The organism is Bacteroides sp. MSK.18.37, assembly GCF_019129155.2.
Classification (GTDB): domain Bacteria; phylum Bacteroidota; class Bacteroidia; order Bacteroidales; family Bacteroidaceae; genus Bacteroides; species Bacteroides ovatus.
The window spans coordinates 2249810-2276188 of record NZ_JAHOIB020000001.1 but is presented as its reverse complement, the minus strand read 5'-3'; the positions used below and the strand labels follow the sequence as shown (position 1 = coordinate 2276188).

The window sequence follows — 26379 nt, the reverse complement described above, 5'->3', positions numbered from 1 at the left end:
ATAACCTTTTATTTTATTATTTTCTATACTATCTCCTTTTTTATCTATAAAAAAAAATACGAAAGTTATAAATCTACCCTCACCATCCCTCACCTTTGACCCATATCTTATAATAAAAAGATAACGGGGAATCTTAAAAACTCAATCGTCTTTTTCAGATTTATCACAACGTTTTCAGAATACTCCATTATTTTATTCAAAACAGTCTGGAATGAATCAAATTTCAGGGATATGGCTGTCCTGAACCAAATCTCCCAGGAGTTACAATTGGGCCGGTTTGCTGAATATACATAACTTCCAGCATTTATTCCCATATTTCCACCACATAAAAAAAATATGTATATCTTTGTCGTACGCTTTCTGCTCATCAGCGTGATGAAACTAGTAGAAGGCGCTATATATTACTTAATTGAGTATATGTGTATTATCTCTCTCTTCCTAAAATTAGCAACTTTTGTACGGAGAGATGATTCGACAGATACTCCACGTTAACGACTGTATATCAACATATCCGGTAAAGATGTGTTATATATAAACGATTGACGTGGGTGTCTGTTGTTATCATTGTCTAGTACAAGGGTATTGCTAGCCTTAGGAGGTAGATAATGGTGCAACAGCATCCACGTCTTTTTTGTGTCCGGTCGGTTATGATTACCCCCAAAAGTCTAACCTAAACAATTTCCCGTCCGCCCGAAATACAGAAAACGTGAATGCCCGTTGCTCCACATAAACAAAATAATATTCAATCTTTATTGTGGAACACATTAAAACAAAAGCATTATGCCAAAATGGATTAGCGTAGAAGAAGCGGCGGCCAAGTATGGAATCAACAAAGAAGTAATCTGGCTTTGGGCGGATATGAAAAGATTCCCGATGTCGTATGAGAAAGGTATCACCACTGTCGATGAAGAAAGCCTTATCGGATTCCTGCATCAGAATAAGGATCGAGTTACAGCCGAGTATATCGACACATTAGAGGACCTGTGTATTGGAAAGACAAAGATTTGTATTTTATATGCTGAAATCATTGGTTATCAGGATAAAGAACTCCTGAATCAAAGGGAGCAAATCGCTCGAATGAAAGAGATACAAATAGTCATGAAAAGACAAAATAACCGGATTCGGGATTGCGAGAAACTTTTTGCAAAATATGAGAAAAACTTTAGTGTTTGTTGGATGGGAAGGTTGTGTGCTGGCTTGAGGCGCCTGATACGATGACAAAGAATGGAGGCAAGCATCTGATAAAAAGTATATCGGAGTTGTACCGGAAATTTCCAATAACTATTTTTCAGGTACGGATTACACAGTTTTAGCCAATCAAAAGACCGCATAATCCGTATCTGGTAAATGTTTCATGTTTATCTTACCCGGAACTTAAACCATCTGTACGTGGAAGATGATAAATATTATAGGTGTAACTTATCAGATGTTATTTTATTTTGCTTGGAAACTTTTTGTTTGTACATCACGGGAGTTCGGTCCTACCATAACATCAAATTCTCCGGGTTCGTAAACATAATGTAATTCGGAATTATAGAATTTCAAGTCATCTTCCGTAATAACAAACTTAACATCGCGACTTTCCCCGCTCTTCAGGAAGACGCGTTCAAAACCTTTCAGCTCCTTCACCGGACGGGCGATCTCCGCATAAATATCATGAAGATACAGTTGTACAGTTTCGTAACCATCGTAGTTCCCCTTGTTTGTTACAGTGACAGACACAGTCAACTCACCATTTTTAGGCAAGGTTTCCGAGCTAATCTGCAACTCACCATAAACAAAGTCCGTATAACTCAAACCATATCCGAACGGATACAGAGGCTCATTGCTCTCATCCAGATAATTGCTGGCATAGCGGTTGAATATATGACTGTCGGGATCAGGACGACCCGTATTCAAATGATTGTAGAATAACGGCAGCTGTCCCACCGAACGCGGGAAGGTAGTTGTCAGTTTGCCACTTGGAGTGATCTTGCCAAACAATACATCGGCAACCGCGTCCCCTGTTTCGCTACCGCCAAACCAGACATTCAATATGGAATGAACATTCGCATCCTCCCAGTTTAAGACTAAAGGACGTCCCGTGAACAGAAGAAGTACGACAGGTTTGCCCGTCTTCACTAAAGCCTTCAATAAATCCTGTTGTGCATCGGGTATCTCAAGACTGGTGCGTGAAGCCGATTCACCGCTCATTTCCGCACATTCACCCAAAGCGGCAACAATGATGTCTGAACGGGAAGCCATGCGTAAAGCCTCGTCCAACAGTTCCCGGTTGTCTCCACGTTCCAGCGGGCGAATGCCCGTAGCTGCTTTTTCTGTTTCCGCATCATAATATATGTTGCTGCCTTTCGCATATAGAATTTCAGCCTTGTCACCCGCTGCCGCACGAATTCCTTCCAACAATGTTCTGTGACGAGACGGCGTACATGTCATGCTCCACATACCGCACATATTATTACGTGCGTCTGCCATTGGACCGATCAGGGCAATCCTGCCTTTTTGTTCAAGTGGAAGCAGGTTGTTGTCATTCTTCAACAGAACAAATGTTTCAGCTGCAATCGCACGTGCAGCAGAACGGTGTTCAGGCGTATAAAGTTTCTCTTTGGCACGCAGGGCATCGCAATATTTATACGGATTGGAGAACAGTCCCAGTTTATATTTGGCTTCCAATACACGGCGACAAGCCATATTAATCTGCTCTTCCGTTACCTTCGCTTCTTTCAGGGATTCCTCCAATGTATTGAGGAACCCGCATGAAACCATATCCATATCCGTTCCTGCCTGTAAAGCGCGAATGGATGCTTCCTTCAGAGGGGCGACACCATGGGAGGACATTTCGGCTATCGAATTGTAATCTGTTACCAATAGTCCTCCGAAGCCCCATTCATTCCGGAGCAGGTCGGTCAGTAACCATTTGTTGGCTGTGGCTGGAATACCGTCAACGATATTAAACGAGCTCATGATGCTGCCTACACCAGCGTCAACGGCAGCTTTATAAGGAGCCAGATATTCGTTATACATACGTAGTCGGCTCATATCCACTGTATTGTAATCGCGTCCCGATTCGGACGCCCCATAAAGTGCGAAATGTTTCACGCAGGCAAGTATTTCATCGTTGCCTTGCATATTGTTTCCCTGATAACCACGCACATACGCTTTTGCCATTAAAGAACCCAGGTAAGGATCTTCTCCGTTCCCTTCTGCGATACGTCCCCAACGGGCATCACGACAAATATCGACCATCGGGCTGAATGTCCAGTTAATACCGTCTGCGCTGGCCTCAATGGCGGAGATGCGTGCCATACGTTCGACGGCCAGCGTATCCCAACTACAGGACAGTGCCAATGGGATTGGAAAAATAGTTTCGTAACCGTGGATAACGTCTGCACCTACAAGTAGAGGTATTTTCAACCGGCTTTCTTCTACCGCAAGGTGTTGCAGGGCATTAATTTTCTGGATCCCCTTGACATTGAAGAAGCCGCCTATTTCCTGTTTGCGAATCATATCGCTAAGTTCACCGTTTATCACCGAACCTGTCACGAGATCACCGCCCGAAGGCAGGTTTAATTGTCCGAGTTTCTCACGGAGAGTCATCCGGTCCATTAAGTCGGTAATGAAACGGTCCATTTCCCTATCTTTCCCTCCCCCGGATGGTGAGCAGGCAAAGAGAGTAAGCCCGCAAAGGGCGCAAGATATAAGATTTCTTATCTTCATTTTTCTTGTTATTGGGTTATTTATACTTGTTGTCCGATTTTTCTTTCCACACCACTACTCCCGCAGGTTCAAGGCGTGCACTGCCAATCAGTACTTCTGCCTCATCGGGAATGACTATTTCCTGAATGTCCGACGTATAATTCAAGGCGATGTAAAAACCGTCACGCCATTCCTTCACCACTCCGTACAGTAAATCTTCAGTTGGTACGCCGGCTTCCGTATATACACGACGTACTACTTCTTTCTCCAATTTGCCGTCATCGGTATCCGTTCCGATATAGGTGACCGTTCCTTTACCCAGCCTACGGTGTATCACGGAAGCAGCTCCCTTATAAAACTGGTCTGTATAGACAGCCCACACATCTGTTCCGGCAGCCGGGGTTAGTACGTCCGCCCAATTGTTCCAGGCGTATTCCTCACTGCCGAAATCTACTTTTCCGTAGAGACTGTGAGGCAGATGGTCATAGTACAAGCTGTTTATTCCGGCCAGTTGATGAATAGGAGCCGCTAAAGGAGCCTCCCACAATTTGGAGTCACGGTCTTTCTGACCGGTACGGCAGGTCAGAATCAGATGTCCCCCATTCTTCACGTATTCAGTCCAACGTTTTACCAAATTGTTATCAAGCAACTGATAAGCCGGCGCAATCAGGAAGGGATAATCTGAAAAATCCTCCTTCTCCGAGATCACATCGACGGGAGCGGCGAAGGACTTTAGCAGGTTGTAATACTTATGTATGTGCGGCATCGTCCGCCACTGGTCTGTCTGACGCTGGAACTCCATTTCCCAATAGTTGTTCATATCGAAAAGCAGTCCAATGCGTCGGGAAGCCAGCTGTTTGGGCATACGGCTTTTCTTATCGTAGGCGGCACGAAGCTTTTTCATCTCCTGCGTAATACGTACATATTCTTCACCGCCCGGAGAAAGAGTCACCCCATCGGTCATTATCATGCCGTAATGGTATTGCTCACTGCCTTTCAGAGGTTGACGGAAACGGTAATTGCACACAAACTTCCCACCACCTGCAAAAACGTGATACACCCACATACGCACAGCGCCGGGTAAGGGTTGAGGGTTATACACTCCCCAGTTTACTTGACCGGGCTGTAGTTCCATCACTCCGAATGTTTTGCCGACACGGTTACGAAACTGGTCATTTGAAAATCCGAGATCTTCGGGAATCCCCATCCGGAAACCTTGGCTACCTATTCCCTGATTATGTCCAGTCACCAGATAGCGGGTGTAGGTCAGGAAGTCCGTATGATCGATCCGTACCGGATCAACCGGATTGAAAACAGGAATCAGGTTGGTAGTGATCCATTGGTCTTTGTGGATATGCCGCCGGAGGATGTCTGCCTGCATATTAACAAAGCCCGCCAATTCGTCCGCCATAAAACGGTTCAGGTCGAGCATGGCATGAGGATTGGGCTTTTCAGGTACCTCCTGCTGGTTGGGAAGGCGAACCTGCTCGAAGTTCTGATAGGTTTCGCTCCAGAAAGAGGTGCCCCATGTATCATTCAGTTTGTCGATGGTGCCGTATTTCTTCTGTAACCAGACACGGAATTTTATTTGTGCATTTTCACTGTAATCCACTACTCCGTAATGTCCCGGCTCGTTGTCAATCTGCCAGCCGATAACAGCAGGGTGATTGCCATAACGCATTGCCAGACGGGAAACAATGTTTTCTACATAACGATGGTAACGGTCGCTACTCCAGGAAGCATGCTGACGCCGTCCGTGTTGAATAGAAACTCCATTATCCCGCTGAATCAGTATGTCGGGGTACTTTTTTGACAGCCAGACGGGAGGTGTGGGAGTAGGAGTACACATAATTACCTTCAGACCATATTTCTCTGCTAAAGAGACGGCACGATCCAGCCACTCAAAATCATACTTTCCTTCTTCCGGCTCCATCATGGCCCAGGCGAACTCCGCAAAATGGGTGAACTTGATTCCCATCTCCGACATTTTCTTCAAATCACGTTCCCATTGGGAGGAATCCCATTGCTCGGGGTAATAGTAAGATCCTAGAGCAAACAACTCTTCCGGAGGAAAAGATTTATCGGCCGGAGATTGAGCAAAGGATACCAATGAAAACAATAAAGCTAAGACTAATAAGGACTTTTTCATGGATATTATTTTAAGTTTCATCGCTATAATAAATAACAGGTTAGCGCAATGGTCTGGCTTTTATTCCGCCGGAGGTCATTTTTACAGGTTTGATAGTACCGTTTTTATTAAAATACATTCGGTCAATGCAAGTAATGCGGTAGTTCCCATCGGTTTCACCCAAAGGGCGGCGATGATAGACAATATACCATTCATCCTTTCCCGGACCTTTGATAATGGAATGATGTCCGGCACCATTAGCTATTTTAGTGTCCTGCTCCAGAATCTTTCCGACTCTTTTGAACGGACCAAAAGGCGAATCCGCAATGGCATACGCTACACAATAATCGGGTCCTGTCCAGTCGCCTTCTGACCACATGAAATAATATTTGCCATTGTGTTTAAGCATAAAAGGTCCTTCTATATAATTTTCCGGAGTCACTTCTTTATAAGTTGTTCCGTCTTCAAAAGGTACGATACTGATTAGATCAGATCCCATCTTCACCATATTGCAATGTCCCCAACCGCCGTAATACATATAATACTGACCGTCATCGTCCTTGAATACAAACTGGTCAATAGGTTGCGCTCCGTTCACGATCTTGCCAATCAGCGGCTTTCCGAGCGCATCCTTGAAAGGACCTTCCGGACGATCGGCTACAGCCACACCTATACCTCCCACTTCACTCTCATGATATATGTTGTTTGCTCCAAAATAGAAATAATATTTCCCATTTGCTTCTATCACGGCAGGTGCCCATAAAGCATTCCTTAACCAGCTGATATTTTCGACAGAAAGGACTTTCGGGTGTTTTCTCCAGTGTACCAAATCTGGGGAAGAAAAGGCATCCATGTACAATTGTTGTTCGAAAGGAGCTGAATAAGTCGGATAAATCCAGTATTTATCACCGAAAACGACTCCTTCGGGATCTGCATACCAACCGTCAAAAACCGGATTAGTACTTGTCTGTTTTTTGCCCGTATTTGTTTGAGCAAATAAGGTTACTGAACAGCAACACATAATCATGAAAAAGAATACTATTTTGGAATTCATGTCTATAAATATTAAAGTTATGCCACAAAAATGATGAAAAATCAATGAAATAAAGGTTGATTATTTGCCAATAAATAGCGAGAATCAACCAAATTGCCGGAAAAATAATTATTTCATATATTGCTGCTTGTAAAGGGCTGTTTTGATTTGTTTTTTCACTTTCTTTGTTTGCAGGTTCAACACTTTTGTTATATATTGCCGTCCCATTTTCGTTGTATCTGTCTTGAATTTCTTAATTGGTCATTTAACAGGCTATTATTTATATATATTATAAGTATTACTATGCGAATTTTATTGTATTTTCTCCTTATTCTTTTAGTGGGTTGCTCATCCGGTCAGAATAAAAAAACACATGAGCGGGTAGACCTCGATTCCGTACCTGTTTATACGAATCCGCTTTTGTCAAGAGGAGGAGACCCATGGGCGGTATTCCATAACGGAATATATTATTATACCCAAAGTATGAGCGACCGCATCACTTTATGGGCAACAGATGATATAACCCGGTTGGCGGAAGCATCCCAGAAAGATGTGTGGGTACCTCAAAATTCGTCAAACGCATTTCATCTTTGGGGACCTGAAATACATTACATTAATAATAAATGGTATATTTATTGTTGTGCGGATGATGGAAATATTGATAATCGTCAGATTTATGTGCTTGAGAATGAGTCTGCTGACCCGATGAAAGGGGAATTTGTCATGAAGGGAAGAATATCAACTGATGAAGATAATAATTGGGCAATTCATGCCAGTACTTTTGAACATGGAGGAAAGCGTTATTTAATCTGGTGTGGATGGCAGAAACGTAGAGTTTATCAGGAAAATCAATGTATTTATATTGCCGAAATGGAGAACCCATGGACACTGGCTTCTGACCGTATTTTGATTTCCGAACCAGAATATGAATGGGAATGCCAGTGGATCAGTATAGATGGTAATAAAACTGCCTATCCGATTCGTGTCAATGAAGCACCGCAATTCTTCTATTCTTTGAAGAAAGATAAGTTATTGATTTATTATTCGGCAAGTGGTAATTGGACTCCTTACTACTGTGTAGGACTGCTGACTGCCGATACTGACAGCGATCTGCTGAATCCGGCTTCTTGGAAAAAGGCACCGGAGCCTGTGTTTAAGCAAGCACCGGAAAATCATGTATATGGACCCGGTAGTATCTGTTTTATTCCTTCACCTGACGGTAAGGAATGGTATATGCTTTATCACGCCCGCAAGAGTTTGTATGATATGCTTGTTTTGGATAGCCGGACGCCGCGTATGCAGAAAATAGAGTGGGATAAGGAAGGAATCCCTGTTTTAGGAATTCCGCAGAAAGAAGGATTCCCGCTTCGCAAACCGTCAGGCACTCCTGAACGCAAATGAAAATAGGGGGCGTACTTTTTGCAATACGCCCGTTTTATTCAAAAAGAGCCCGTTTCTTTCTTTTCTTATTCAAATGGTCTTCTTTTTCACGAAAAGAAAAATTCTCATCTTTTATTGAATGTTTTTTTTCCTTTTTTTTAGTGCGTATTACTTATGTTTGCAACGTAATCTATTAAATAAATCAACTAATGTAAAACGCGCAATGAGAAATGAAAATCTATTGTCCTTTCTTCTTATAAAGAGAAGAATTTTAAAATTACTGGCTATAAAATATGCATACAGTTTAATTGTTTTATGCGGAATTAGTTTTATGGCATGTTCAGATGATGATCCCGTAAAAAAGAATCCTTATCTGCAAACGAGCACCCGTGCTATGCTGAAAGAGGTAGTGGAAGTGGTGTTTAACAATATCGACAGTAATACTGACGTTACTGTCGACTTTGGTGACGGAACAGTCAAGGAAGGGAAAGCAGCTACGCCTATCACTCATGCTTATACACAAAGTGGTGACTACACGATGTTAGTGACAGCGGGTGAGCATGCAGTACAGAAAAGGATCCGTATTTACGACTTATTGGCACTGACAGAAGCCATGAAGCAATTCAGGGATGCAGATAACAAAATGGTATGGGCTATGACGCATCGCTCTCATACAACAGACAAGACTATTCCCGAAAATTCGGTATCTGCTGTAGAAGCTGCCATCAATGCAGGAGCGGATGTGATTGAATGTGACACTCATCTCACAAGCGATGGAGTAGTTATGGTGTGCCATGACCAGACAATCAATGCTACGACTAACGGCACAGGGGATATTACGAAAATGACTTATGCTGAAATTCAGCAATATAATCTGTTGGACCGGAATGGAAGGGTGACCGATGAGAAGATGCCCACATTGGAAGAGTTTCTGAAAGCAGGGCGTGGAAAAATATATTTCAATCTGGATTATTCTCCACGTACAGCCTCTACCCAAGAAGTGATGAATGTTGTCAAGGAACTGGATATGATGGAACAAGTCTTTTTCTATTGTAACAGTAGCCAGAAAGCAGAAGAAGTGTTGTCTATTTCTAAAAAGGCACACGTGTACACATGGGCACAAAGCGCTTACAAACCTCTGGTTGGGCTTCCGGGCAATTACTTCGTGCAATATTCTTATGCTCCCGACGGGCAAAGTACTCCTATAGGAACTGCCGTCAGTGAGGGAATGATTCCTACAGTCAATATGCTTCATGTATTATCCGGATTGATACCTGAATATGATATAAATACGACTTATCTGGATGAGCTTCTTCAGATTTATCCTGAAGTACGTATGATACAGACAGATGCACCGGAAGTATTAATCTCCGCTTTACAAGCAAGAGGATTGCGTTAACTTTATCATCTAACATAAAATCATTTATTTATGAAGAATATTCATTTCAAAACGTGTACCTGTCTGTTAGGTATGCTGCTGATACTGTTTTCCGGTATACAGGTAAAGGGAGCTTCTTTGGAAGTTCAGCAGGAAAGTAAGATATCAGGTACGGTGACGGACGAAAAGGGCGAACCAGTTATTGGCGCTTCCGTAGTAGTCGTAGAATCGAAACAGGGTACTATTACAGATATAGACGGTAAATTTCTGGTGAACGTACCTAAGAATGGACACCTGAAAGTGTCTTATATCGGTTATGAAACACAAGAAGTGGCTGTTAAAAACCGCCAGTTATTGAAGATCGTATTGAAAGAAGAATCGACCGCTTTGAATGAAGTGGTAGTGGTGGGTTACGGTACGATGAAACGGAAAGAAATGACTTCGGCTATTTCGCATATAGGTGCGAAAGATCTGAATCAGATATCCAGCCTCGATGCCTCCATGCTTTTGCAGGGGAAAGTTTCCAGCGTTTCGGTTTCTAACACAGCTCTGGCCGATCCGAACAATCAAGGAAGTATTCAGATTCGTGGTGTCTCTTCCCGTAATGCAGGTTTAGGACCGTTAATTGTGGTAGACGGAGTGCCGGGAGGTGATATGACGAATATTAACCCTGCCGATATTGAATCGATTGATGTATTGAAAGACGGTGCTGCTTCTGCGATCTATGGTACGCGGGGTAGTAACGGGGTTATCCTGATTAATCTAAAGAAAGGGACCAAAGATGGACAGGTTCATACAACCTATAGTACTTCCGTTACTTTTAATAAAGCTAAAAAAGAACTCGACATAATGAATGCGGAAGAATACCGTGCTTATCGCACAGTGTCTAATCCGCTTTCCGATATGGGAGCTGATTCAGACTGGTTTGATGCCGTTACTCAATTGGGGGTGACTCACATGCATACATTGACATTTTCCGGCGGTAATGCGAGAACCAACTATCGGGTGACCGCCGACTATCGTAATGCCCGTGGTATTGATTTGCGTTCCGACCGTCGTGAATATGGAGCACGTGCCAATATTAACCATACAACCAAAGACGGGCTATTCACGTTCTCTGCTAATATAACTCCTCGTGTTATCGACCGGAACAAATCAGCCAATGTATATAGCAATGCTATTAAAAACAATCCGACAATGCCTATTTATGATTCGGAATCGGCTAATGGGTACTATCGTTTTCCCAGTGGAACGGAAGGTTCTAATATCGTAGAGCAATTGAATGAAGAAGAGAATGGTACGGAAATTAAGTTGCTGGAATGGAATGCTACGGCTGCCGTTAATCTGCTGCCTCTGTTTAATCCGAAGAATCCGGACATGGTATTGAAGTCGCAGGTCACTATTTCTCAATATCAAGTTGATAAATTTAACGGATGGTTTACACCGTCTACTTATGGTTCTAACGTAAATGATGGTGTCACCGGAAAAGCCAGCCGTGACTTCGACAAAAGTACGACTAACAATCTGGAATGGGTAACAAATTTCTCTACACGTATCAAGAATCATCAGATCCGTGCAATGGTGGGGTATAGCTATAATTATGGTGTAAATTCCGGAATGTCTGCTGAAAACTGGAATTTCTCTTCGGATGGATTGACGTATAATAATCTGGGTTCCGGGCTGGAAGCGGCAAAAGATGGAAAAACAATGATGGGCTCCTATAAGAATGACCATAAGTTAATCAGCTTCTTCGGACGTGTTAATTATGATTGGAAAGAGCGCTACCTGTTTACTTTTTCTTTACGCCACGAAGGGTCTTCCCGCTTTGGCGAGAATCATAAATGGGGCAATTTCCCGGCTGTATCTGTCGGTTGGCGTATCTCGGATGAGAAGTTTATGAAAGGACTTTCATGGATTGATGACTTGAAAGTACGTTATGACTATGGGGTGACAGGTAATCAGGAAATAGGAAATTATAATTCTCTGGCTACTTACCGGGCTTTCGGTTGGTATCAATACAATGGTAACCGTTTTCATGTATGGGGACCGAGCAAAAATACGAACTCGGAATTGCGCTGGGAGAAAGGACATAATCAGAATGTGGGTTTGGACTTCTCACTCTTCTCACACAAAGTGACCGGTTCATTTAACTATTTCCATCGTAAACAAAGTGATTTGCTCGGAGATTATTCTGTACCGGTACCACCTAACTTGTTCTCCACCATCTATACCAATGTAGGTACATTGCGTAATACCGGTTTCGAACTTGATGTTACAGTAAATGCTGTCCGGACAAAGGATTTCACTTATAGTTTCACATTAGTGGGGGCTACTAATAACAATAAGTTTGTCAGTTTTTCCAACGATATATATAAAGGACAAAAATATTACTCTACCTGTAGCATGGCGAATCCGAATAATCCGGGATATTTGCAGCGGATTGAAGAGGGGGAACGTATTGGTAACTACTTTACATATCGTTATGCAGGAGTGGATAAAAAAGGTGACTGGCTGATTTATGATAAAAAGGGGAATGTGATTCCTGTAGCCCAAGGTACGGAAGAGGATAAGTCTGTGACCGGAAACGGTTTGCCGAAATTCACCGGCTCTATGACGCATAACTTCACTTATAAGAACTTTGATTTGTCTGTTGCCCTCCGTGGTGCTGCCGGGTTTGACATATTCAACGTGCATGATTTCTATTTCGGATTGCAGAGCATGACTACCAACCAGTTGACGACCGCTTATTCGAAGAATGCACATATCACGACAGGTAAGAATGTGATTACCGACTACTTCATTGAACCGGGTGATTATCTGAAGATAGACAACGTCACTTTAGGATATACCATGAACCTGAATAAGAAATATATTGAAAAGATACGTTTGTTCGGTACGGCCAACAATCTTTATACGTTTACGAAGTTTACCGGTGTAGATCCTTCTACCTACGAAGTGAACGGACTGACACCGGGTACTTTCGGAGGAGGATATAACTATTATCCGTCTGCTTTTCAGTTTATTTTAGGATTACAAGTAAGTTTCTAATAAAAGACGATTATGAAAATAACAAAATATATCATTGGATTAGGGATAATGGCAGGTACAGTCATTAGTTTGCCATCCTGTACAGATCTGTCGGAAACGGTGTATGATCAGGTCATGTCTCAAAACTATTATAATACCAAACAGGATGTTATCAACGCCGTTTTTCGTCCGTTTGAGCATATCTATGAATCCATTGTCAGACGTCATGAACACGAAGAACTGACAGGGGATCAGTTGATAACGCCTACTCGGGGAACTTGGTGGTATGATGGCGGTAAATGGGAAAAATATCATTATCATCAATACGATGACATTAATCAGGAAGACTGGACAAACGAGTGGGAAGGCATGTATGGCGGTATCGGTCAATGCAATCTGGTGTTGGATGATTTGTCTCAATTGAATCCTTCTAAATTTAATTTAAGTGACAGTGAGTTTGATAGTTTTAAAGCGCAACTACGTTGTATGAGAGCTTACTGTTATCTTCGCCTGCTTAATAGTTACCGTAATTGTATCTTAACTACGACTTCTGACCAAGCGGTCAATGAACAGCCGGAAAACCGGAAGCAGGTATCTCCACAGGTTATGTTTGATTTTATCGAAAGTGAGTTGAGAGATGTCTGTCTGGTAGCTTTACCTTCCAAAATCGGACAATCTGGTAATGGCGGTCAACAAGGACAATTTACTAAAGCGGGGGCTGCTGCATTGCTGGTACGTCTTTATTTGAATGCGGAAAAGTGGATTGGACAGCCCAAATGGCAGGAATGTATCGATATGTGTGAGCGTATTACCGGAGGAGAATTCGGCTATTATGCAATCGCTGATAACTGGTACGAACCTTTTGACTGGAATAATGAAATGTGTAATGAAGTAATCCTCGGTTTTCCCGGTTCTTATGGACTGACTAGCTGGCATCTGCAAAATGACAAGAGAACTGTTTACGGACGGGCCCTTCCTTATGGTTGTGAGAAATACCTGAAAATTGAAGGAAATGGCAGCCGAAATCCCAAATATGCACTTTCGCCAAGTTATAATAACCAGCAACCACGTGCATTGTTTGATTATGAATTGGGCATGGTTACGCAGAAATTCGTCAAATATGCAGGCGATAAACGTTATAAACAATATGTAAATACGAGTAATAATACACGGGAAGGTATGTTCTTCATGGAAGGGAAAATAGCTAATTCCAGTATTAGTGGGGGATATGCCAAGAATCCGGATAATCAATATGTCCTTTACCTACTTGATCAAGTGGGACGTTTTGAAGGTAACGCAGAATCCGGTTATATTGCCAACCCGAATTATCAGGAGTCTAAACTGGGAAACGGAGATTTCAACTCGGGGCTTTACTGTGTGAAGTATCCTTTCTATCCGTTTGATGGAGGATATTTTATAGAGTCGGATTATACGGAAATCCGTTTGGCGGAGATTATTTATTCGCAGGCGGAATGCCTTCTTCGTCTCGGACAGGCAGGCGAGGCCGGCAAGCTGTTGAACAGCGTGCGTAAACGCAACTATGAAAACTTTACTGCAGATATCGCTTATCAGCCGGAAGGTAACGTGGTACTTGATCTAAAAGAAATGCTTGATGAATGGGGGCGGGAATTTCTTGCGGAGAGCCGTCGTCGTACGGATTTGATCCGCTTCGGAAGATTTCAGGATGCATGGTGGGACAAGAAACGGGATGCAGATACTCATTATGAATTGTTCCCGTTTTCACAGACCCAATTGGAGCAGAATGAATATCTGAAACAGAATCCCGGTTATCCGGATATTGCCCGTTAAGCGGTGAACTGTAATTATTTCAATTTAGTGTACAAGTTTAAAATGAAGAAAAATGAAAAATAAGTTGCTCACAATATCAAAGATTGGGCTTTTGGCCTTCACTATTTTAGTGAGCCAGGCGTGTCAGGAAGATTATGAGATGGTTGATCCTCCGATGATTACTGATTATGATGATGATCTGGATGAAGAAGTTGTCTTGCAAAAAGGACTGGAAAGTTATTTTGTAACTCAATTCGGTGAAGGGGACATGGATGGTACTTCATGGGATCAGGCAATGGATGTAGCTGGTTTTCGCAAATTATTGAGTGGATCTATCGATCTGTCCAAGAGTACTATTTACATGAGCCAGGGAAAATATGTGATGTCCGAGACCGGAGGACTCGGGGTGATTATCCGCAAAGACATTAAAGCGATCAAAGGAGGATATAGTTTGTTGAGCGAAGGGACAGATCTGACTAATCGTCGTATTGATACGTATAAGACAGTGATCAGCGGAGATGTAAACGGTAATAATCAGGCTGATTCCGGTGATTGCGGACTATTGTTGGTGAAAGGAGGGATTATTGGGATTGAAGGAGTTACTTTTCAATATGGGTACCTTTCTAATAATGATGCCAAGTCTAACGAGTGTGGTAGCGGAATTTATATCAATGGTAACGTCAATAGCACCTCTGTCGAATTAACGGATTGTATTATCAGGGATTGTAAAACGGAAGCTGTCAACGGGCAAGGAGGAGTAGCGGGAGGTACAGCTATTCTTATTGCTTCCGGGAGCTCGAAACTGAACAATGTGAAGTTTCTGGATAATGCGGCGGATAGCCGTGGCGGAGCAATACGGTGTAACAGCAATAAGGCTGTTGTGTTTATGAATAATTGCCTGATAACTGGCAATTCAGTAAGAGAACTTTTTGGGGTCGGTATTCAGATATCATCGGGACATATTTGTATGAATAACACAACCATTGTCGGAAATCCGGGAAAAGGTGCTGCTTTAAACGGGGGAGGTAGTTTCATGCTCGCTAATAGTACGATTGTAGGGCATGATATTGATCAGGAGTATGGCGCCTTTCGATGTGAAACCTCTATTGATGGTGATACTAAGTTTATTAATAACCTGTTGATTTCCGAGAATTCTACCGCTCCAAGCTTCATTTTGAATGGAGCGAATAAAGAAGCTTACTCCATGGGATATAACTTGTATCAGCGAGTTAATAATTTCACAATGGGCGTTTCTGATACTGCTTATCCTACCCTTGTGAATGGCAACCTGACGGAAGAGGGTGTTTATAAGTGGAATATTGACCAGATCGGACAGGTGGGTGGTTATGCTACCAAACAAGCTGTAATCAATGCTGTGAAAAGTTTCAATCCTGCTGCTTCTCCTATGGTTAATTTAGGTGAGGTATTCGTGGAATGGATGGGTGAAGATGCTTTCGGATTGGATCAGCGTGGCGTGACACGCAATCCTGATAAGATGCAAATGGGAGCTTATGATGCTGTATTGTCCAACTGAATCTTTAAAAAGTAATTGTGATATGAAAAACAAATTTTATATAATGACCGCTTTGGTCATTAGTCTGACAGGCTGTTCAAACATTGAAGACGGGACGCAGCCGACCGGCAACTTTCCCGAAGATCATATAATCCGTATTGTGACAGAAGTGAATGCGCCTGTGTCGCGTGCCGGATATGATGCAAGTAATCTGGAGAGTTTTGGACTGATCATTCATAACAGTGAAAACATTGCTTATGATTATAATTCGCAAATGGTAAAATCTAATAATGACTGGAATACGGCGGACGGGCAACAAATGCTTTGGGATAATGCAAGAACTCCGGTAACAGTAGTGGCGTATGCTCCTTACATTTCGGAAGCTAGTTTAGACACTCCGTTAGCTATCAACATACAAAGCAACCAAACTACTGAAGAAAATGTGATTGCTTCTGATTTCCTGTTGACTAAATCAATAGTTGATCCGAAACAGGATCTCACCGCAGATGGTAGATTGAAAGTTACTTTGGATCATGCCATGAGCAAGCTGATTATAAAAGTGACGGTAAATAATGGTATGGAAGATGCGGCGATCAGTAAACTGGGCGATATGGCTGTAAATGGTACAATAGCGGGTGGTATTTGTGATTTGTCAGTGCCGGAACCGGTAGTCATTCCACGGGAAGATGCTGTAGCTACAACTATCGCCCCCTATAAGGGTACGGATGGGTATGAATGCATTCTTCTCCCGCAAACAATAATAGAAGGCTTTTCTGTCAATTTCAGTTATGACGGAAAATTGTATATATGGACTGCCGAAGAGCCCATTGAGTTGCAAAAGGGAGTAGAGCATACGCTGACACTGAATGTAAATGAAACGGCACGGTTGGCTACCATGCAAATGAAATATCGGGCAACCGGTCAGATTATCTATCAGAAATAAAAAGGAGGAGATGAGTTATGAAAATTACTAAACATATATTGGCTGCATGTATATTAACGGGTATGGCAGCTTGTGATACGGATAAAGAGATAGCCGTGTTCAATGAAGACTCCGGTGCAATCAAGATCAATGCTGTTATTGATGCTGCATATACCCGTAGTAATCCTACAGGAACAAATGAACAGCAAATGCAATTTAATAATGGAGACCAGATTCTGTTGAGTTGCGAAGATGGTAGTGTGACTTATATGTTGTCTGGAGGGCAATGGGCTCCTACGGATAACTATTATCTTAGGTGGGGAAATGAACCTGTTACTTATTCTGCCTTTTATCCGGTGACTGAAGGAACAAGCGTAGCCAACTTCTCTCTTCCTATTAATCAGCAGAGTTTGGAAAATCTGGCGAGCGCAGACTACATGACTTGCACAGTAGAAGATGCTATAAATGAGGGATCAGGTGTCCTTCATCTGAATATGAACCGGAGAATGGCGAAAGTTATCATGACATTGGACGATATAGACTCACAAAGTAAAGCTCTAGGAGTTAAAATCGGTTCCTATCAGGGATATACGGACGGAAATGTTTCATCGGGAACTGCACTTGTTTCACCGTATGTCACCATTCCTGAAGGAGGGAAAGCCGGACAAAGCGGATGTAAATATACGGCGATCGTAGCTCCGGGAACTGCAAATCCTAATAGTACTTTCGTTTCTTTAAATTACAAGGGGGAAGATCTGGTATTGCCGGGCATTCCTGCAATAAAGGCCGGATTTTGTTATGAATTTACTTTGAAAGTAGAAGGTTCGGTCATTAGATTGAGTGAACCGATTGTCACTCCATGGGAGACTGGTACAATCAATGGGGGAGATGCAACGGAATTGCAATTGGACGCTTATTATGTGAAAGAGCATGCTACAGGGAATGCTACCGGTATGGATTGGGATAATGCAATGGGAGTAGACGGGTTACGCAATCTATTGAGAACTAACACTAACAGTGCGATCACGACTGCGAATGCTAAGAAATTGGATGGTAAGAATATCTATGTGGCAGGCGGTACCTATTTGATAGCAGATCAGGAAGCCGGTCTGAAAATAGAGTATAGCGGATATAGCAAACAAGTCGAAATAAAGGTTGTGTGTGGATATGATCCTCAAAGTACCCGGAAGGATTTAAGCAAGCGTGATCCTGTCCGGTATCTGACTACTTTCACAGGAGATGCAAATAATAACGGCATTGCGGATGCGGGTGATTATTCCTTGTTTACATTAGGAAACCAGATAGATATTACATTTGAAGGTTGTACGTTCTCTTGCGGTTATCATCCCAATGAGAAAATAAATGGCTATAGTGGTGGATTCCTGATTGCGAATGGTAGCAGTGGCAATGCAACATTACAGTTGAATCATTGTATCATTGAAAAGTGCTATAATGCGGGAGTAAATGGTTCAGGTGAGGCTGGTGGTTCCGGTATATTCATGTATAAGGGGACAGCCAAACTAAATCATGTGCAGTTGAGAAACAACAAGGCATCTTCGCGTGGAGGCGCAATTCGTGTCAATGACAGTGGGAGTATTCTTTTTATGAATAATTGCTCCATTACAGGCAATGAAGGCGGACAGTTCGGTTATGCTATTCAAATGTCAAACGGTCATTTATGTATGAATAATACAACTGTTACCAATAATAGTGGTAGAGATGGAACCATTAACGGCGCGGGGAGTATGTTGATTGTAAACTCTACCATTATCGAGGATGGTGCTCAAAATAGCGGGGCTGTTATTCGTTGTGAATCCTGGCCGGCCCGGCAATCATTCTTGATGAATAATATCATCCTGAATAAAAATGCAGCTAATCCGGTTGTTGAAATGTCCGGTGATGATACTCGCCATTTGACATCCAAAGGGTATAATCTGATGGGCGGTACGATCATGCCTGCATCAACCAACAAGTTTACAACATCAGAGTTTGATAAGTATAACAGTACGATTAGCTCTTTAAATGTCGTATGGGATGCCAATCGTTCTGTCTATACTTGGGACGGGAATGTGAATGAGTTTACCCGGACTGCTGCCGACGCTGTTAAGAATGCGATCACAACCGGCTTTAAACCGGATAGTTGTCCTTTCCAGAATTTAGGTGAGGAGTTTGGAAAATGGTTGGATGAGATGGATGCTTTTTCCACTGACCAGTTGGGGAATCCGCGTGATAAAAATGCGATGTGGCCGGGAGCTTATCAAGAATAATGATACAATTTATTTAAACGAATGACAATGAAAAACTACAAACTGATATGGTTAGGGATATTCTGTTGTTTGCAACCTCTTATATTGTTTGCGCAACGGGGAGAAATGATCCGTAAGGCATTTTTAGATCCGAAGTCCGATCAGGTGTTAGTCGTGGCACACCGGGGGAACTGGCGGAGTGCACCGGAAAATTCCGTAGCGGCAATTGATAGTGCCATACAAATGGGAGTGGATATTGTGGAGATTGATATTCACAAGACTAAAGACGGACAATTAATATTGATGCACGATGACCGTGTAGACCGGACAACCAATGGTAAAGGATTGATTAAGGATTATACATTGGCAGAAATCAAGAAGTTGAAACTGAAAGATAAGGATGGAAATCTGACAGAACATATTGTTCCAACATTGGAAGAGGCATTGCTGGCAGGCAAAGGTCAGATTATGTTTAACTTGGATAAGGCGTATTCTGTGTTTGACGAGGTATACGCTGTGCTCGAGAAAACCGGAACTGCCAGTTTGGTGATAATGAAAGGAGGCCAGCCGGTGGAAACTGTCAAAAGTGAGTTTGGAGATTATCTGGATAAAGTGATTTACATACCGGTGATAGGACTTGACGGAAAGGATGGCGAAAAGAAGGTCAGGGACTATATGACACAGCTGCATCCTGCTGCCTTCGAATTGGTTTATTCGGATTCTTCCAGTCCTTTGCCTCGAAAAGTGAAATCGATTATTCTGGGAAAGAGTCGGATTTGGTACAATACGTTGTGGGCTTCTCTTGCGGGAGGACATGAAGACGATCAGGCTTTAAAAGATCCGGATGGAAACTATGGATATCTGATTGAAGAGCTAGGGGCACGGATTCTCCAGACTGATCGTCCGGGATTCATGCTGGATTATTTGAGAAAAAAGGGATTGCATGATTAATCGTCTGAAGACAATGAGGTAAATGTATTGTTTGGCACACAGATAACGTCGATGAGATCAATAGACGTTATCTGTGTTGTTTTTATCTATTCTCCAAGTGAAAATAATTTTGAGATTTGGCTTGGGTTACTAAAATAGCTATATTTGACTCGCTGAATCGACATGGGTATATAATATGAAAAAAGCAATAATAGCATTTATCAGTCTTATTATTTTTTGTATTGAGCCATTAATGGCATCTGCAGAGTTTTCTTTTAAGAAATATCAAGTAGAAAACGGATTGCCTCATAACACAACCTGGTGTGCAATTCAAGATAGTTATGGCTTTTTATGGATAGGTACGAGTAATGGGTTGAACTGCTATTATGGTAGCGGAAATAAAATTTATCGGAATGTTCTAAATGACAAATATTCTTTAGGGAACAACTTTGTCGGTTCTTTGATGGAAGAGGGTGAAGACCTTTGGATAGGAACAAGTTCCGGGCTATACATTTATGATCGCTCTGACGATCATTTCTTGTATTTTGATAAGACAACCAAATATGGAGTATTCATTAGTTGCGAAGTCAAGAAAATCGTAAAAACTAAAAATGGTTTGATTTGGATAGCTACTTTGGGACAAGGCATCTTTATTTATGATCCGGTAAAAGACGTTCTGACTCAAAATAGTATCCGGACTTTTTTTGCCTGGGATATTTGCCAAGGTACGGATTCTCTTGTCTATGTCTCTTCTATGCAGGAGGGATTATTGTGCTTTGATGAACAAGGAACTTTTCTGCAAAGTTATCCGGTTTCATTCGAATTGAATATTGGCAATCAGAGGATTAACTGTCTCCATAGTATTGATCATGAAATTTGGTGCGGTGTGGGGACGAATTCGTTAGGGTGCTATCAGGAAGGAAGTCAGGAATTAAAAATATATAATACGTCTGCAGAGAGTTTCAGTTCTATTCTTTGTCTGATGGACTATAACGGGAAAGAAATGCTGGTTGGTACAGACAATGGCATTTATTTATTTGACCGTGAGCGTAAGACATTTCGTAGGGGAGACTCTCCGTTTGGTTTATGGGCTTTGAGCGATCCGACTGTACACGCGATGATGCGGGATAATGAAGGTACACTTTGGGTAATGACTAATTCCGGTGGAATAAATTACATGTCTAAACAGTCGAAGCGTTTTTCTACTTATTCTCTGTCTTTGACGGGGATGGAAAAAGCAGATAAGGAGATAGGACCTTTCTGTGAAGATCGGGAGAAGAATGTTTGGGTGGGAACCCGGAATGGATTGTGGTTTTTCAATTCACAAACTCATTCTTTTCATGAGTATTTTTTGAAGAAATCAAATATAAAATACGATATACGTAGTTTGTTGTTGGAGGGCGATAATCTTTGGGTAGGAACTTATGCTGAAGGATTGCATGTGTTAAATCTGAAGACAGGGAATATTAAAAGTTATACTTATTCCCGTGATATTCCGAATACACTTTGCAGTAATGATGTACTAAGCCTTTTTAAAGATCGTAAAGGAGAAATCTTTGTCGGAACAAGCTGGGGATTATGTCGTTATAATCCACAATCGGATAATTTTATAACTGTGATAAATGTCGGTGCTATGGCTTCTGTAACTGACATCTATGAGGATATGTACAATAATCTTTGGATTGCGACTTCAAATCGCGGCGTTTTCTGTTATAATACAGTTGGTGAAGAGTGGAAACATTTTGAACATATCCGGGAGGACCTGACTACTATTACGAGTAACTCCGTGATAACATTATTTGAAGATAGGAAAGGTACGATGTGGTTTGGGACCAATGGTGGAGGATTATGCTCTTTTTCCAAAGAAACAGAAACTTTTGTTGATTTTGATCCGGAAAATATATGGTTACCGGATAAGGTTATTTATTCGATAGAGCAGGATCTGGCCGGCAACTTTTGGATTTCCTGTAATTCCGGGTTATATCAGTTTAATCCTGCAGATAAGAATAAGAACTGTCTTTTTACTATAAATGACGGTTTGCAGGGGAATCAGTTCACAGCGCAATCTTCATTAGCTTCATCGACTGGAAAGATGTATTTTGGAGGAGTGAACGGATTTAATGTTTTTGAACCGAAAGAATTTACAGATAACACCTATCTTCCTCCTGTTTATGTTATAAATATCAGTTTCCCTAATTTGAATAATGAGCGGGAAGTGAGGCGGTTGCTCCGGTTGGATAAGCCTTTTTATACTGTTGATAAAATAAAATTACCTTATGAGAATAACAGTTTTACAATTCGTTTTGCGATACTTAGCTATGAAGATCCTCTTAGAAATCGTTATGCGTATATCTTGAACGGAGTAGATAAGGAATGGATTAACAACTCTTCTAATAATACAGCTTCCTATACCAACCTTCCTCCGGGAGAATATGAGTTTTTGGTTCGTGGTTCAAATAATGACCATTATTGGACTGAAAAGGCAATTTCTTTATGGATTGTGGTTACTCCTCCCTGGTGGCGGACTACTATTGCTTATGTGGTATATGCATTGTTGTTACTTGCTGCTATCGTATTTCTTGGTTGGCGTTGGAATTTGTATGTCAGGCGTAAGTATAAACGTCGGATGGAGGAGTATCAGACTACCAAAGAAAAAGAAATGTATAAATCGAAAATCAATTTCTTTATTAATCTGGTACATGAAATACGAACTCCGCTAAGTTTGATTCGTTTGCCGTTGGAGAAATTGAGAGAAGAGGAAATCAAAGGGAAAGAGAACAAGTATATTTCTGTAATAGAAAAGAATGTAGATTATCTATTGGGAATCATCAATCAGTTACTTGATTTTCAGAAGTTGGAAAGTAGTGCTTTGCAGTTGAATTTGAAGAAATGCAATGTTAATGCATTGGTCAGTGATATTTTTAATCAATTCTGCGGTTCTGCGGAGTTGAGAGGACTGACATTACATCTTTGTTTGCCTCATGAAGAGATTAACATGATGATTGATTCGGAAAAGATGAGTAAGATTCTGGTAAATTTGATAGGGAATGCGATGAAATATGCGAAATCCAGAATTGAATTGAAGGTATTATCAGTAGATGACGAGGTGAGGATAGAGGTCACTGATGATGGTCCCGGTATTCCGGAGGACCAACGCGATAAAATATTTCAAGCTTTTTATCAATTGCCTGATGATCCTGTGGCATCATCTAAGGGTACCGGAATTGGTTTGGCATTTGCAAGGTCTTTGGCAGAAGCCCATCATGGAAGTTTGTTTCTGGAAAATAGTTCCGAGGGCGGTGCTTCATTTGTATTATCTTTACCATTGGGAACTGTAGAAACAGAAGATGTATCTGATGAATTGACTGAAACGGATGCTGTAGATGTTGGAGAAGAGGTGACTTCTGTTTCTGAATTTGCTAATAGGAGATTCACTGTTTTATTGGTGGAGGATAATCTTGAATTGTTAAATCTAACTCGGGAAGCTTTAAGTACTTGGTTTAGGGTGATACGTGCCGGTAATGGAAAAGAAGCATTGGAAATACTCACACGCCAGAGTGTGGATGTTATTGTCAGTGATGTTATGATGCCTGAAATGGATGGACTTGAACTTTGTAATCATGTAAAATCCGATATGGCTTATTCTCATATTCCTGTTATTTTGCTGACTGCAAAAACGACATTGGAATCTAAAGTGGAAGGACTTGAAAGTGGTGCTGATGTATATCTTGAGAAACCGTTTTCTGTTAAGCAGCTCTATAAACAGATCGAGAATTTATTAAAACTGCGATTGGCGTTTCATAAACAGATGACGGACATCACAATTGGTTCATCTTCTTCACTTTCGGATTTTGCTATTTCTCAAAAAGATGTAGAATTTATAGACAAGATCAATGCAATTTTATCGGAGCAGGTTATTAATGAAAATTATTCAATTGATATATTGGCAGATCAAATGAATATGAGTCATTCTAATCTTTACCGGAAGATGAAAGGTTTGTTTGGTATGCCTCCTAATAACTATGTGAAGAACTTCCGCTTAAACAAAGCAGCTGAATTAATTGCAAATGGTGTTCGCATAGCTGAGGCAGCAGAACGGTTAGGCTTTGCTTCTTCTTCCCATTTTGCAAAATGTTTTAAAGAGAAGTTCGGAATGTTGCCAAAAGATTATAAATAACAAGTCTTTTCATGATGGGAAAAATGATGGGAGGGTAGATGAAGTTTAAAAATGCAAGAAGTATACCGTAGTAATATTTTTTATCCATTCGTTTTATATTCTTGACTCCGGGAAAATCGTAATTGCACATAAACCAGTCACTTTCGCCCCTCGAATTTGCAGCGTTTTTGAATCTCCCGCATCTAAACTAACGTGAGTTCGATATAATTTAGAACATTACAAATTGTCCATAGTTCTTTGTATATATTATAGAACAATGATTACTAAAAAGCGTTAAAGGATTCTTTATGATGTCATCTGGTTTATTGATCGTTTGCCCCTCTTGTGCTAAACGCAAGACTGAATCTTTGTCTTTGCTGAGAGCCAAACGCTCATACAGGCTTGAATTATATTGCCGCTGCAATTGACGTACACTCCAATTTTGTTTCTGAGACTCAATTTCGTAAAATCTGCGTTCTTCATCAGATTCAATGCGCATTAATATCAAATAGTGAGACCATGAAAGCGTAAACGGATATTCCCTAGTTGATTTTATGGGGCTTTCGGTGAGTTTTTGAATTTGGTCAACGCTGTTGTTCCAATCTCTTTTGTCGAGTATGTTGAGAAAAATTTGCGACATCTTTTCAATGTTTTGTGTATTGGGTCAAAAAGAAGTTGTATATTTGTTCATCAATATCTAGTCTCAATATAGGTAATCTATGGAATTCATCACATCAACACATTTGAAGCAATGGGCTGACACAAAAGAATGTCAGTCTCTCTTGCCAGAATTGATGAGACGGCTTATCTGTGCTTCCGTGAAGCAGTTGAATAGACTGTCTTTCCCCAGTGGGGATGCTGTGCATATGCCTGAATGGGCCGGAGCAGATACCTGGGTTCTGATTTAAAAAGACCGAACATATAAGAATACCCGATAACTGTTGTAAGAAGCTATCGGGTATTTTTTTATTGTCAGCCCGGTTTCTTGCTTTAGAATTAGAATACAGGCATCTGCCAGATAAATCCTACAGAAATACGGTTAGTACTATAATTCTCCTGTCCCAGCACCTTGGCGCGGGAAGTGAAATCATACGAACGTCCCACGTAGGTAACAAAGAAGTGCAGATTGGTTTCCATCGGGTAATATTCGATACCGCCCAGATATCCCCAGGAAGTACGGTAATTTCCCTTCTCTATTCCCTCGGACGCCTTGCCTACGGAAGCCGTCTCGTACATACCCTTCACAAAAACATTCCATTTCGGAAGAAAGCGGTAATTACATTTGGCAACAACCGAAAGATAGTTAGCATCAAAAGCGTTATGCCCGCCCGGACGGCCTACGATACTGGTAATAATACCTTTGCGGTCAATGTCCTCTTTTGAATACATGAAATCGACAAAAGCATTCCATTTGCCGAGATTCAATTCGTTACCTAAAGCATAATAATACATATTGTGACTTTTGGCCTCGTTCATGACAGAAGCCGACCAACGGGTCTTGAATACGTTATTGAAATTACCATTCCAGTTCAAAGTATAAACCAGCGGCATTTTGCCGGATTTCAGATCGGGAAGATTTCCTTCGGCATCTTCCGTGATTCCGTAAGTGCTGTCGAACGAACTGTTGCGGCTGTTCAGTATTTGCAGGTTAAGTTGCTGTTCGGGAGTAATGTTATAACCAACATTCAATCCGGTCATGAAATTACTCATGTAATCAATCATATCACTGTATTGATAGATGTCAATCGGATTCAGGTCGAACTCGATACCACCGTATGCGGCACATTGCTTTCCTGCAAAAAGACTAAACTGGTCATTCAGCTTGATACCGATTCCGGCATAGTCGATAGAAGTCGGGAGATTATCAATCATGCCGTTTGCATCGTTCGAACGGTTGAGGCGCTGACGATAGCGGTAAGACAGCCAGTTGTTGATATTTCCTTTGGCCTCGATACGAAGCTGGTGCATATTAAAGTCACCCTCCTGAAAACCATTCTGGAAATGAGCGTCAAAGCTCCCTTGCATATTCAGATAAAGATTGAATTTATCTGTTTTCTTTTTCACGTCTGTCAGCTCTTCAAACAGGGGAGTGTTCGGATTGAATTTCTCCTTTTTCTCTGTTTTTTGAGCATATACTCCCTGTATGCTGCCCGCCAGGAGCAGCATGAATATCCATTTTTTCATA

15 protein-coding genes and 1 pseudogene are annotated in these 26379 nt (G+C 41.5%); 11 read left to right on the top strand and 5 right to left on the bottom strand.

The window, feature by feature from the left end; genetic code table 11:
* The first annotated feature begins 780 nt into the window (after positions 1-780).
* Positions 781-1218 carry a hypothetical protein gene (locus tag KSX81_RS09650; RefSeq protein WP_004322315.1) on the top strand — a complete coding sequence of 146 codons (438 nt, stop codon included), beginning with the start codon at positions 781-783 and terminating at the stop codon, positions 1216-1218.
* 216 nt (positions 1219-1434) lie between these two features.
* Here KSX81_RS09650 and bglX read toward each other — a convergent pair whose 3' ends face one another.
* Genes bglX through KSX81_RS09635 form a run of 3 tightly spaced genes read right to left on the bottom strand, consistent with a single transcriptional unit; the run spans position 1435 to position 6875 of the window.
* Positions 1435-3714 (bottom strand): beta-glucosidase BglX, encoded by a 2280-nt coding sequence (gene bglX, locus KSX81_RS09645; RefSeq protein ID WP_004322313.1) that lies wholly within the window; start codon positions 3712-3714, stop codon positions 1435-1437.
* A 16-nt stretch (positions 3715-3730) separates the two neighbouring features.
* Positions 3731-5842 (bottom strand): beta-galactosidase, encoded by a 2112-nt coding sequence (locus KSX81_RS09640; RefSeq protein ID WP_004322310.1) that lies wholly within the window; start codon positions 5840-5842, stop codon positions 3731-3733.
* Between the two features lie 40 nt (positions 5843-5882).
* Positions 5883-6875: a glycoside hydrolase family 43 protein gene (locus KSX81_RS09635; protein ID WP_004322309.1), complete on the bottom strand. Its 993-nt coding sequence runs from the start codon at positions 6873-6875 to the stop codon at positions 5883-5885.
* Between the two features lie 282 nt (positions 6876-7157).
* Here KSX81_RS09635 and KSX81_RS09630 point away from each other — a divergent pair, with 282 nt between their 5' ends.
* The 9 genes from KSX81_RS09630 to KSX81_RS09590 all read left to right on the top strand — a co-directional run bounded on the left by KSX81_RS09630 (position 7158) and on the right by KSX81_RS09590 (position 24215).
* Complete coding sequence (locus tag KSX81_RS09630; RefSeq protein WP_004316154.1) at positions 7158-8255, top strand: family 43 glycosylhydrolase; 1098 nt, start codon at positions 7158-7160, stop codon at positions 8253-8255.
* 202 nt (positions 8256-8457) lie between these two features.
* Positions 8458-9633 (top strand): glycerophosphodiester phosphodiesterase family protein, encoded by a 1176-nt coding sequence (locus tag KSX81_RS09625; RefSeq protein WP_004322308.1) that lies wholly within the window; start codon positions 8458-8460, stop codon positions 9631-9633.
* A 30-nt stretch (positions 9634-9663) separates the two neighbouring features.
* Positions 9664-12660 (top strand): SusC/RagA family TonB-linked outer membrane protein, encoded by a 2997-nt coding sequence (locus KSX81_RS09620; RefSeq protein ID WP_004322307.1) that lies wholly within the window; start codon positions 9664-9666, stop codon positions 12658-12660.
* Between the two features lie 12 nt (positions 12661-12672).
* Complete coding sequence (locus KSX81_RS09615) at positions 12673-14448, top strand: RagB/SusD family nutrient uptake outer membrane protein (protein ID WP_217732866.1); 1776 nt, start codon at positions 12673-12675, stop codon at positions 14446-14448.
* Between the two features lie 52 nt (positions 14449-14500).
* The gene (locus KSX81_RS09610; RefSeq protein WP_004322305.1) at positions 14501-15961 is read left to right on the top strand and encodes a right-handed parallel beta-helix repeat-containing protein; all 1461 of its coding nucleotides are present in this window, start codon (positions 14501-14503) and stop codon (positions 15959-15961) included.
* 22 nt (positions 15962-15983) lie between these two features.
* Positions 15984-16883, top strand: coding sequence for a fimbrillin family protein (locus KSX81_RS09605; RefSeq protein ID WP_217731696.1), 900 nt, complete (start codon positions 15984-15986; stop codon positions 16881-16883).
* A gap of 17 nt (positions 16884-16900) precedes the next feature.
* Positions 16901-19129 carry a fimbrillin family protein gene (locus tag KSX81_RS09600; protein WP_015531731.1) on the top strand — a complete coding sequence of 743 codons (2229 nt, stop codon included), beginning with the start codon at positions 16901-16903 and terminating at the stop codon, positions 19127-19129.
* A gap of 27 nt (positions 19130-19156) precedes the next feature.
* The gene (locus KSX81_RS09595; protein ID WP_008019709.1) at positions 19157-20059 is read left to right on the top strand and encodes a glycerophosphodiester phosphodiesterase family protein; all 903 of its coding nucleotides are present in this window, start codon (positions 19157-19159) and stop codon (positions 20057-20059) included.
* A 175-nt stretch (positions 20060-20234) separates the two neighbouring features.
* Complete coding sequence (locus KSX81_RS09590; protein ID WP_254029196.1) at positions 20235-24215, top strand: two-component regulator propeller domain-containing protein; 3981 nt, start codon at positions 20235-20237, stop codon at positions 24213-24215.
* 268 nt (positions 24216-24483) lie between these two features.
* Here KSX81_RS09590 and KSX81_RS09585 read toward each other — a convergent pair.
* Positions 24484-24834: pseudogene (locus KSX81_RS09585) on the bottom strand (DUF1016 N-terminal domain-containing protein); the annotation flags it as partial.
* A 79-nt stretch (positions 24835-24913) separates the two neighbouring features.
* Here KSX81_RS09585 and KSX81_RS09580 point away from each other — a divergent pair.
* Positions 24914-25102 (top strand): hypothetical protein, encoded by a 189-nt coding sequence (locus KSX81_RS09580; RefSeq protein ID WP_008645720.1) that lies wholly within the window; start codon positions 24914-24916, stop codon positions 25100-25102.
* 88 nt (positions 25103-25190) lie between these two features.
* Here the strand turns inward: KSX81_RS09580 and KSX81_RS09575 are convergent, their stop codons facing one another.
* Complete coding sequence (locus KSX81_RS09575) at positions 25191-26378, bottom strand: porin (protein ID WP_148365538.1); 1188 nt, start codon at positions 26376-26378, stop codon at positions 25191-25193.
* Between the last annotated feature and the right edge of the window lies 1 nt (position 26379).